The sequence below is a fragment of the Oscillibacter sp. ER4 genome (assembly GCF_000765235.1).
Taxonomy (GTDB): domain Bacteria; phylum Bacillota; class Clostridia; order Oscillospirales; family Oscillospiraceae; genus Hominicoprocola; species Hominicoprocola fusiformis.
In genome coordinates this window covers 1-10,843 of record NZ_JPJG01000082.1, presented here as the reverse complement: position 1 = coordinate 10,843, position 10,843 = coordinate 1, and the positions used below count along the sequence as shown (strand labels likewise).

The 10,843-nt window shown below is 58.1% G+C and carries 10 protein-coding genes and 1 other annotated feature; of the genes, 4 read left to right on the top strand and 6 right to left on the bottom strand.

What is annotated here, in order from left to right; genetic code table 11:
• Positions 1-597: 597 nt before the first annotated feature.
• Positions 598-1,266 (top strand): HAD family hydrolase, encoded by a 669-nt coding sequence (locus NI20_RS0111915; RefSeq protein ID WP_033121619.1) that lies wholly within the window; start codon positions 598-600, stop codon positions 1,264-1,266.
• Between the two features lie 2 nt (positions 1,267-1,268).
• Positions 1,269-2,372, top strand: a complete 1,104-nt coding sequence (locus tag NI20_RS0111910) for an AAA family ATPase (protein WP_052084656.1) — start codon at positions 1,269-1,271, stop codon at positions 2,370-2,372.
• A gap of 103 nt (positions 2,373-2,475) precedes the next feature.
• On the opposite strand, the gene rpsR is transcribed toward NI20_RS0111910, so the two are convergent.
• The 3 genes from rpsR to rpsF are packed head-to-tail and all read right to left on the bottom strand — an operon-like array spanning position 2,476 to position 3,529.
• Positions 2,476-2,733 carry a 30S ribosomal protein S18 gene (gene rpsR, locus NI20_RS0111905; RefSeq protein ID WP_033121618.1) on the bottom strand — a complete coding sequence of 86 codons (258 nt, stop codon included), beginning with the start codon at positions 2,731-2,733 and terminating at the stop codon, positions 2,476-2,478.
• A 42-nt stretch (positions 2,734-2,775) separates the two neighbouring features.
• Entirely contained in the window at positions 2,776-3,219 is a 444-nt protein-coding gene (locus NI20_RS0111900) for a single-stranded DNA-binding protein (RefSeq protein ID WP_033121617.1), read from the bottom strand.
• Between the two features lie 13 nt (positions 3,220-3,232).
• Positions 3,233-3,529: a 30S ribosomal protein S6 gene (gene rpsF, locus NI20_RS0111895; RefSeq protein WP_033121616.1), complete on the bottom strand. Its 297-nt coding sequence runs from the start codon at positions 3,527-3,529 to the stop codon at positions 3,233-3,235.
• A gap of 259 nt (positions 3,530-3,788) precedes the next feature.
• On the opposite strand from rpsF, the gene NI20_RS0111890 reads away from it, so the two are divergent.
• On the top strand, positions 3,789-4,907 hold the full coding sequence (locus NI20_RS0111890) for a hypothetical protein (RefSeq protein ID WP_033121615.1): 1,119 nt from the start codon (positions 3,789-3,791) through the stop codon (positions 4,905-4,907).
• A 333-nt stretch (positions 4,908-5,240) separates the two neighbouring features.
• On the opposite strand, the gene NI20_RS0111885 is transcribed toward NI20_RS0111890, so the two are convergent.
• The 3 genes from NI20_RS0111885 to NI20_RS0111875 form a co-directional block, all read right to left on the bottom strand.
• Positions 5,241-5,729, bottom strand: a complete 489-nt coding sequence (locus tag NI20_RS0111885) for a QueT transporter family protein (protein ID WP_033121614.1) — start codon at positions 5,727-5,729, stop codon at positions 5,241-5,243.
• Positions 5,730-5,819: 90 nt separating this feature from the next.
• Positions 5,820-8,579, bottom strand: a complete 2,760-nt coding sequence (gene ileS, locus NI20_RS0111880; protein ID WP_033121613.1) for an isoleucine--tRNA ligase — start codon at positions 8,577-8,579, stop codon at positions 5,820-5,822.
• Positions 8,580-8,603: 24 nt separating this feature from the next.
• Positions 8,604-8,858 (bottom strand): PF20097 family protein, encoded by a 255-nt coding sequence (locus NI20_RS0111875; RefSeq protein ID WP_033121612.1) that lies wholly within the window; start codon positions 8,856-8,858, stop codon positions 8,604-8,606.
• A 39-nt stretch (positions 8,859-8,897) separates the two neighbouring features.
• Positions 8,898-9,121: a binding site (T-box leader), on the bottom strand.
• A 341-nt stretch (positions 9,122-9,462) separates the two neighbouring features.
• On the opposite strand from NI20_RS0111875, the gene NI20_RS0111865 reads away from it, so the two are divergent.
• Complete coding sequence (locus tag NI20_RS0111865) at positions 9,463-10,602, top strand: sodium ion-translocating decarboxylase subunit beta (RefSeq protein WP_033121610.1); 1,140 nt, start codon at positions 9,463-9,465, stop codon at positions 10,600-10,602.
• Positions 10,603-10,843 lie beyond the last annotated feature (241 nt).

The window sequence follows — 10,843 nt, the reverse complement described above, 5'->3', positions numbered from 1 at the left end:
CCCCTTTAAATCCCCCAAGAGAAAGGTTTAGATTGGCAGTCTCGGGGTTGAATAACCTTTATGCCTTCGGAATGCAACTGCCTGCGCGCGGCGTTGCCGCGGTTAGTGTTGCTATACGATTTGACTTTCTTCTATCATCCGCTGCCGCTCTGCTGATCTTGTAGGAGTACAGCCTAATTTCCGTCTACCGCCAGTCTCCACAATGCGGCGAGCGAAGCAATGCCGCTATTTCGCACGCAGTCTGCCGCCGAGGTAACGTCACACGCGCCTCACGGTAGTAAGGCGCGGTTACAATCGGTGGCGATTCGCAGGGGCTCATGGCGAAGCCATGTACACCGCATCTGATTGCGCAGCGCGTGCAGCTCTTCGAGATTGGGGCTGCCAATGTGCGGGGTCAAGGGGCAGAGCCCCTTGCGTTCTCTTGGGGGTTCAAGGGGGCCATTCTCTCACGTGAGAGAATGGTCCCCTTTGCCCGTTCCCCTGCACGGTGTAGGGAATAAAGACGAAGCGCCTTCGGCGCTGCTTTTTCCCGCCCTTGCAGGGCGGACACTTAATATGCTATACTTTTATAAAAAGTATCAAAAAGGAGTCCCTTTTATGACCTACCCCTGCCTTGTGCTCGATCACGACGACACCGTGGTCAACTCCACCGCGACGGTACACTATCCCTGCTTTGCCGAGTACACGGCGAAGTTTTTCCCCAAGGCGAAGCGCTACACGCTGGAGGAATACGTCCTCAAAAACTTTGACCCCGGCGTCTATGACTTTTTCCACGGCGAGGTCGGCATGACCGAGGAGGATATGAAGCACGAGCAGGCGTACTGGCACGAATATGTCCAGCACCACGTGCCGCAGGTCTACGACGGGATGCGCGATATTTTGTGGGACTACGTGCGAGCCGGCGGCACGATCTGCGTCGTGTCGCACTCGCTCTCGCCGAACATTCTGCGCGACTACCGCGAAAATAAGCTCCCCGAGCCGAAGCTTGTCTACGGCTGGGAGGTGCCAAAGGACCGGCGCAAGCCCCAGCCGCACGCGCTCTATGATATCATGGAAAAGCTCGGCTTCACCGCCGAGCAGATGCTCGTGCTCGACGACTTAAAGCCCGGATATGACATGGCGAAGGCCGCGAATGTGCGCTTCGCCGCCGCGGGCTGGTCGAACGACATCCCAGAGATCGAGGCGTTCATGCGTCAAAACTGCGACCTGTACTTTAAGACCGTCGAAGCGTTCGGCGACTATCTTCTGCACGGAAAGGAAGCGTAACTATGGCAAAGCGCATCACAAAGATCGTCCTCACGGGCGGCCCCGCGGCGGGCAAAACCACGCTCGTGAGCCGTGTGCTCAAGGAATTCAAGCAGGAGGACGGCTGGCGCGTCATCACCATCCCCGAGACGGCAACTGAGCTCATTTCGGGCTTTGGCATCAAACCCTTTGACAACTGTATGTCGATGCTGCAATTTCAGGACTTTGTCGTCGGCGATCAGATCCACAAGGAAAAGCTCGCACTGGACGCCGCGCAGCTCGTGCCGGAGGACAATATTCTCATTCTCTACGACCGCGCGCTGATGGACGACAAGGCCTACGTGTCGGATGAGGAGTTCGCGCAGGTCATCGCGCGCTTTGACGGCCGCACCGAAGAGCGTGTGCTCGCCAATTACGACATGGTGCTCCATCTCATCACCTGCGCCAAGGGCGCGGAGTTTGCCTATGACCTCGGCAACAACGCGCGCACGGAATCCATCGAATTCGCGCGCGAGATGGACGACCGCACGCTGCGCGCGTGGAGAGCGCACCCGAATCTGCGCATCATCGACAACGACGCGAATTTCAATAACAAGATCGAGCGCGCCCTGCGCGAGATCTATCGCGCCGTGGGCGAGGTCGAGCCAATGGCGCAAAAACGCAAGTACCTTATCGCCATGCCCGACATGGCGGCGTTTTCCCACAAATACCGCGCCGCGGCCATCGACATGACGCAGACGTATCTCGCGCTGACGAACCCGAACATCGAGCGCCGCGTGCGCATGCAGAAAAGCGGCGCGGAGACGCTGTACTTCTACACCGAGAAGCACCGCATGCCAAACGGCGAAAAATGGGACACCGAGCGCCCCATCTCGCAAAAGCAGTATGAAAAATACCTCTTAGAGCGCGACACGGCGCTCTCGCCCGTGCGCAAGACAAAGTATCGTTTCGTCTTCGCCGACCGCCGCTGCGAGATCGACGTGTACCCCTTCAGCGCAGAAAAGGCCGTGCTGTTCCAGTATGGGGAAGGCAGCGCCGCGCTGCCGGAGGAGATCACCGCGCTCCGCGAAGTGACGGGGGACGCGGATTACAAAAACCGGAAGTTGGCAGCTTTGCAAAAGCTGTGAAAATTCTTGGCTTTTTCGCACAAGCGCGAAAAAGCACACGCGCCCAGTGTGGTCGCAAAAAAAGAGCTGTCCTTGCGGACAGCTCTTTTCAAATCTTTGTTCCTTATTCGGTGACGAAGGGGAGCAGAGCGATCTGACGGGCGCGCTTGATGGCCTCGGTCAGCTGACGCTGATGCATCGCGCAGGTACCGGTGGTTCTGCGGGGCAGGATCTTCGAACGCTCGGAGATGAAGCGGCGCAGCTTGGCGGCGTCCTTATAGTCGATATACTCGCACTTGTCAACGCAGAACTGGCACACCTTTTTGCGCTTGCGGTTCGGGCCGCCGGCGCGAGGGGCTCTGTTTTCGCGTTCCATAGCCATGGATGATTCCTCCTTATCAGAATTGGGGCTTTCGTACCCACATTAGAACGGCAGCTCGCCGTCCTCTTCAATTTCGGCAAAGCCGCCGCTCGCAGGAGCGGTGTAGCTCTCGGCGGGAGAGCCGTAGGCGGGGGGCGCGTAATCGCCGCCCGACTGGCTGTCGCGCTTGCTGTCGCCGAAATAAATGTTGTCGGCAACCACTTCCGCGCTGCGGCGGTTGTTGCCATCCTTGTCTTTCCAGTCGCGGATCTGTAATCTGCCCTCGACCACGGCCATGCGGCCCTTGGTGAAATACTGGCAGACAAATTCAGCGGTCTGGCGCCAAGCGACTACGTCGATGAAATCGGTGGCCTTCTCGCCGCTCTCGCGGCTCTTGAAGTCGCGGTCGACCGCGACGGAGAAGGACGTCACCGCCGTGCCGTTCTGCGTGCGGCGCAGCTCGGGATCACGGGTAAGTCGACCCATGATGACGATACGGTTCAACATAGCGCTGCCCTCCTTATTCGCCCTTGCAGACGATCATGGAGCGGATGATACCATCGGTAATGCCGAGGATACGGTCCAATTCCTTGGGGAAATCGGGCGCGCTCGTGAAGGAGATCAGAACATAGTAGCCTTCGGTAATGTAGTTGATGGCGTAGGCCAGCTTGCGCTTGCCCCACTCCTCAACCTCCATAGCCGTGCTGTTCTGCTCCACGAGGGTCTTGAACTTTTCGGTCAGAGCGGCGACCTGCTCTTCGGGCAGTCTGCCGTCCATGATGAAAACGACCTCATAGTTTGCGGAAATCTTAGCCATTCTTGGTTGCACCTCCTTTTGGACTGATGGCCCACACGGATTCATGTGAGCAAGGATTTGCCTGCAATGCATATTACAAGCTCTACTATTATATAAAACTTTTCCGTAAAGTCAAGCAATTTTTCAAAAATACCGCCCCCTTTGCGCGGAAAAATCAGATTTTCCATGTTTTTCCAGTGTAAAGACGGCCGCATTGCTTGCAATCGGGCGGAAATTCGTGTAAAATTGTCGGTAGAGTTTACCAAAGGAGCGATACACCATGAAAAAGTTTTTCGCTGCGGCGCTGGTAGTGAGCATGCTGACCGTCCTTTTGAGCGGCTGCATGTGCCAGGTCGCCGATACGACGTTTCAATTTGACGGCAGCGGCACGGTCGAGGCCAAATTCGGCTTCTCCGAGGAAATGGTCAACGCGATGAATATGCGCGCCGAGATGACCCAGAACGGCTTTTCCTACTTTCGCTACGATGGTCACGGCTACTACGGCGACCAGGCGAGCGAGTCGTTTGCCAACGCTGATGAGTTCAATGCGATCTTTGCCGAGGTCTCCGCGGAGATCGCCGAGGTGAGCAAGGCCGCCACGCCCGGCACGGTCACGCTTTCCGTTGCATCTGACGGCGGGCTTACGCTGACGGTGCAGAACACCCAGACCGACCGCCGCAGCGCGATCAAGGCAGAGCTTGCCAAGCAGCTGCCCGACTACTCTGACGCACAGATCAACGCGCTGCTTGAGGACATGGTGATGACCTACCGCTTCGCTTTCCCCACAGCGCTTGTGGACTACAACGCCGCTGCCGGCATCACGGTGAAGGAAAACGTCGTCACGGTCGACTACCTCACGCTGGAGGCGGGCACGTACCGCTTTACGACCTCTGAAACCGAGAGCCTGCACCAGCGTCCGCTCGGCACTGTGACACAGGAGAGCATTCCCGCGAGCGGCAAGGCCTATATGCGCCGCCAGACCATCGAGCTCGACGGCCACGACGTCACGCTCCAGACCTACGCGCTGCCCGGCAGCAACGGCGGCGAGACGAACTACGTCCGCCTGCGCGATATTGCGTCTCTCTTAAACGGTACGAACGCGCAGTTCGGCGTGGACTGGGACGGCAATGTCATTATCGTACCGGATGAAGCCTATAAGCCAAACGGAACGGAGATGCAGGCGCCGTTTTCCGGCGACCGCCATTATCAGAAAGCCGATGCCAAGACTGTGATCTACGGCGAGAGCATCCCGTTCACGGCAATCCTGCTGACCGACGATCAGGGCGGCGGCTACACGTACTACAAGCTGCGCGACCTCGGCAAGGTGCTGAACTTCAACGTCGGCTGGTCGAACAGCCGCGGGATCTATATTGAGAGCAACCACGCATACGAAGGCTAAAGCCTTCAAAAAAGCGGCCTAAAGGGCCGCTTTTTTGAGTGGGAGCGTTGCAGGCCGCTGCGCGCATAATTCGCCCGCTGTAAGCGGGTGAATTCCACACTTGCGGCCTGAGAAGTGTTTTTTCCGACGCGCGTGTCGTCAGAAAAAACGATTAGAATTTATTTCGAGCCTGCGGGCTCGAAAGTCTGCGACGCTTTTTGGTGCTTTCTTAAATAAAAAAGAGGACTTCCGAATGGAAGTCCTCTTTTTTCATTATGTTGAAAATTTTGTTGGGTCCACAGGGTCGAAGCGCGGTAAACCTTTTCAAAAAAGCGGCGAAGCCGCTTTTTTGACTCAGTTGAGCTTGAGGTGCTTCTGCATCACGCCGAGGAGGGGGATGCCGAGGACATAGCAGGCGACAGCTTCGCCGAGGCCGACGGTGAGGGCGTTATAGAAGAACGCGGGCGGGAAGCCGTTGCCGACGCCTGCTTCCTCCCAAGCGATGAGCGCGCCGATGAGGATGGCGTTGCAGAGCACGGGCGGCAGCGCCGCCGTCCACTTATTGCGGCAGCGGGCGGTGAGAAGCGCCGCAAGCAGTGTGGCCGCCGAGCCGACGATCATGTCGAGCGGGCCGTAGGGGCTTAAAATGTTGGAGAGCACGCAGCCGATAAAGAGGCCCCAGCTCGCCTCTGGCATTAAAAACGGCAGGACCGTCATCGCCTCGGAAAAGCGGAGCTGGATGGGGCCGTAGGCAAGGTTCAGGGCGTTGGAGAGCATCGTCAGCGCGACGTAGATGGCCGCGATGAGCGCGCAGCGGGTGAGCTTTTTGGTGTCAAAGTGCATAGGTCGGGTTCCTTTCTGAAATCATGCGGGTGGAGTGGAAACGGATAAAAAACACGGCGCGGGCAGCCAGATGGCCGCCCGCGTTGTTTCTTACGCGAGGTCGGGGAAAGAGCGCATCACTTCTGCGCAGCGGGGGCAGAGACCCTCGGCGTTCGCGGCGGTAGAGTGCTTCCAGCAGCGCGGGCACTTCGTGCCGGCGGCTTCCTCGGCGGAGGCCTTCACGCTGTCGCCGACCGTCACCTCGACCTGAGAGACGATCAGAAGGTCCGCAAGCTCCTTGCCGTCCACATTTGCGAGGAATGCGTCTTCGGCGGGAACGGTCAGGTGCACGTCGGCCTCAAGGCTCTTGCCGATCTTCTTCTCGGCGCGGGCGGCTTCGAGCACGCCGTTGACCACGGTGCGCACCTCGGCAAGCTTCTCCCAGTTGGCCATCTCTTCAGCGGTGAGGGCGTAGGCCGTGAAGGGCTTGTTCATCTCGTTGAGCACCACGTTGCGCGCGTCGTCCTCGCCGGTGTGCGGCATGGCGAGCCAGATCTCGTCGCAGGTGAAAGCGAGGATCGGCGCAAAAAGCTTGGAAAGCGTGTGGAGCGTGAGGTACAGCGCGGTCTGCGCGCTGCGGCGGGACAAGCTGTCCGCACCGTCGCAGTAGAGGCGATCCTTCACGATATCGAGATAGAAGCTTGAGAGCGTGGTGACGCAGAAATCGTTCACCGCGTGGGTGATGATGTGGAACTCATAGTCGCAGTAGGACTGCTCGGCCTTTTCAATGAGCTCGTTGAGCTTCGTGAGGAGCCAGCGGTCGAGCTTTGGCATCTCCTCGGGCTTGACGAGGTTTTCGGGGTCGAAGTCGACAAGGTTGTCGAGCATGAACTTGCAGGTGTTGCGGAACTTGAGGTAGTTCTGGCTGAGCTGCTTGAAGATCTCCTTCGAGCAGCGGACGTCCGCGTGATAGTCCGCGCTGGCGGCCCACAGACGCAGAATGTCCGCGCCGTTCTCGTTGAACACGTCCGCGGGATCAACGCCGTTGCCAAGGCTCTTGTGCATGGCCTTACCCTCGCCGTCGACCGTCCAGCCGTGGGTGACGCACTCCTTAAAGGGCGCGCCCTGGCCGAAGGCGCCGACAGCGGTCAGCAGCGAAGACTGGAACCAGCCGCGGTACTGATCGAGACCCTCGAGGTACATCGTGGCGGGCCAGAAGCCCTGATCCTTCTTCATGGACGCGAAGTGCGTGGAGCCGGAGTCGAACCAGCCGTCAAGCGTGTCCTCCTCTTTGGTAAAGCCGGCGTTCTTGCCGCAGTGCGGGCAGGTGAAGCCCTTGGGCAGGATGTCGGCGGCATCCATATCGAACCAGGCGTTGGAGCCCTTTTCGGCAAAGAGGTCAGAGACGGCCTTGATGGTCTCGTCGGTGCAGATGGGCTTGCCGCAGTCCTTGCAGTAGAACACGGGGATGGGCAGGCCCCAGCGGCGCTGACGGGAGATGCACCAGTCGGCGCGCTCGCGGATCATGCTCTTCATGCGGTCGATGCCCCAGCCCGGGACCCAGCGCACGTCGTCGCACGCGGCGCAGGCCTCATCCTTAAAAGAGTCGACAGAGCAGAACCACTGCGGGGTGGCGCGGAAGATGATGGGGTGCTTGCAGCGCCAGCAGTGCGGATAGCTATGGACGATCTCCTCGGAAGCGAAGAGGGAACCTGCTTCCTTCATGTCCGCAAGGATAACGGGGTTGGACTCTTCAACGAGCATACCCTCATATTTTCCGGCATAGTCGGTGTGGCGGCCCTGATCGTTGACGGGCACGACCATGTCCATGCCATAGCGGCGGCAGGTCTGATAGTCGTCCGCGCCGAAGCCGGGCGCGGTGTGGACGCAGCCGGTACCGGAATCCATCGTGACATAGTCGGCGAGAACCAGACGGGAGGTCTTGGGCAGGAAGGGATGAGATGCGAGCATGTTCTCATAGAAGTTACCGGGGTGGGTCTCAAGGATCGAGTAGTGCTCGACGTTGCCGACGGTCATGACCTTTTCGACGAGCGCCTCGGCGACGATGTACATCTCGCCGTTATCCTCGTTCTTCACGATGGCGTAGCTCTCGTCGGGGTGCAGGGCGATGGCAAGGTTGCCGGGCAGCGTCCAGATCGTGGTCGTCCAAATGACGAAGTTGAGCTTGGACTTGTCGAGATGGCTCAGCTTGCCGAGATCGTCGTTCATCGGGAACTTGACGTACACGGTCGTGCAGGGATCGTCCTGATACTCGATCTCCGCCTCAGCCAGGGCGGTCTCATCGTGATAGCACCAGTAAACGGGCTTTAAGCCCTTGTAGATGTAGCCCTTCTTGTACATCTCGCCGAAGACCTTGACCTCCTCAGCCTCGAAGCCGGGGTCCATGGTCTTGTAGGGGTGCTCCCAGTCGCCGAGCACACCGATGCGCTTGAAGCCCTCCATCTGCACGTCGATATAGTGCTGGGCGAACTCGTGGCAGGCGGAGCGGAACTCGGAAACGGGCATGGCCTTGTGGTTGAGCTTGTTCTGCTTGATGATGGCGCTCTCGATGGGCATGCCGTGGTTGTCCCAGCCGGGGATATAGGGCGTGTAGTAGCCGCGCATCGCGTAGGAACGGGTGATGAAGTCCTTCAGGGACTTGTTGAGCGCGTGACCCATGTGCAATCCGCCGTTGGAGAACGGAGGGCCATCGTGCAGGGCGAAGCGGGGCTTGCCCTCGTTCTTTTTGAGCATGAGGTTGTAGAGGTCCATTTCCTCCCAGTGCTTGAGCATCTCAGGCTCGCGCTTGGGAAGACCCGCGCGCATCGGGAAGCCGGACTTGGGCATATTCAGCGTGCTTTTGTAATCCATGTTGCGTCTCCTTTATATGATAAATTACTTCTCTGCTTTCTTTTCGATCATCTTGCAGGGGAAAACGACCAGTCCGCATTCTTGACAAATTTCCGCATCGGGAAACTCCGGAAACGGGTCGCGCGTGAACACCGACGTATCATCGTCATCGAGCGGCCCCAGTTCGACAAGGTCGGTCGGCGCTTTGAAAAACCGCAGCTCCTGCTGCGTCCAGAAGGGGTATTTCTGCGTGTGCATCGAGCCGCGCAGCATCTCTTTTCCGCATTTCGGGCAATTCATGCTTCGTCCTCCGGCAAAAAACAAAAGCGCCCTGTCCCATAAAGAGACAAAGGCGCTGACCTCTGCGGTACCACTCTTCTTGCTGTGTCTTGCACAGCCGCTCAAATGCTGCGATATAACGGTCGCACCCGTCCGGCCTTACTTAAAGTTCAGTCCGGCTGCTCCGAGGTGATATTCGACCCTGCCGCGTCCCGCCTTTCACCAAAACGGCGGTTCTCTTTGCCGCGGGGGAGGGGCTTACTTGTCCTCATCCACGCATATTTCATAATGCAGTAGTAATATATCGGCTTTTTTGGGCTTTGTCAACCCCACTGCGGCGCTCTCAGGGCAGAAAAAGATGTAAATTTGGAGTAAAAACTTGTAAACTACGGCAAAATACGCCAGTGAGCGCTTGACAGCGCAAAAAAAATGTGATACCTTTTGCAGCACGGAAAAAAGGGAGTAGCCGGCGCCCACGGGCGTTGAGCAGATCGTCATCGCGGGAAAGTATCCCCGGTCTGCTTGCGAAATGGCAAGACTTTTACCCCGGGCGGCGCCCGCGGTAGAGGTCTTTTTTCTTTTGCCCGGCTACCAAAACCGACTGAGTATAAGGAGTGTTTACAGCATGGAGTTTTTGCTTGACGGCATCCGCGCGGTCACACCGCAGCAGTGCGTGATGTATGTAGTCGGCGCGCTGCTCATCTATCTCGCCATCAAAAAGGACTATGAGCCCTCGCTTCTGCTGCCGATGGGCTTCGGCGCTATCCTTGTCAATCTGCCGATGTCCGGCGTTCTGAACCAGATGGTCGCGGGCGTGGGCGAGAGTCAGGGCATCATCCAGTGGCTCTTTGAAACGACGATCGAAGCGAGCGAGGCGTTGCCGCTGCTGCTGTTCATCGGCATCGGCGCGATGATCGACTTTGGCCCGCTGCTTTCAAACCCGAAGATGTTCCTCTTCGGCGCGGCGGCGCAGTTCGGCATCTTCTTTGCGATGATCGCGGCGGTCATGCTGGGCTTTGACTTGAAGGACGCGGCCTCCATCGGCATCATCGGCGCGGCGGACGGCCCGACGTCGATCCTTGTTTCACAGGTCTTACACTCCAATTATATCGGCCCCATCGCTGTCGCGGCGTACTCGTACATGGCGCTCGTGCCGATCATCCAGCCGTTCGCCATCAAGCTCGTGACCACCAAGAAAGAGCGTGCGATGCACATGCCCTATAACCCCAAGCACGTTTCCCGTTCGCTGCGCATCTGCTTCCCCATCATGGTCACGATCATCGCGGGCTTCATCGCGCCGATGTCCGTCTCGCTCGTGGGCTTTCTGATGTTCGGCAACCTGCTCCGTGAGTGCGGCTGCTTGGAGCGTCTTTCCCAGACGGCGCAGAACGATTTGGCGAACCTCATCACGCTGCTTCTCGGCATCACGATCTCGTTTTCGATGCAGGCCGACCAGTTCGTCAATCTCGACACGCTCATCATCATGGCACTGGGTCTTGTCGCCTTCGTCTTTGACTCCATCGCGGGCGTGATGTTTGCAAAGCTTCTGAACCTCTTCTGCAAGAACAAGGTGAACCCGATGGTCGGCGCGGCCGGCATTTCGGCCTTCCCGATGTCCGCGCGCGTTATCCAGAAGATGGGGCAGGAGGCGGACTGCACCAATCACCTGCTGATGCACGCCGTCGGCGCGAACGTCGCCGGTCAGATCGCATCGGTGCTCGCAGGCGGCATGATCCTCAATCTCGTGCCGCAGCTCATGGGTTAAGGAGGAACGCACTATGACAAATCTTGAGATCGCGCTGCTCATCACGGGGCAGGGAATGCTCGGCATCTTCGCCGTGATGGGGCTGATCACCGTATTAGTCACACTCTTCACTAAATTCGGTAAAAAGTAAAACCCCAAACATAAACAGGTGAACTGCACCCCATTTGTTAGACAGTATGGTATACTATCTAACAAGTGGGGTGTTTTGCTATGCCAAAAGGAGTACCAAACAAACGATATA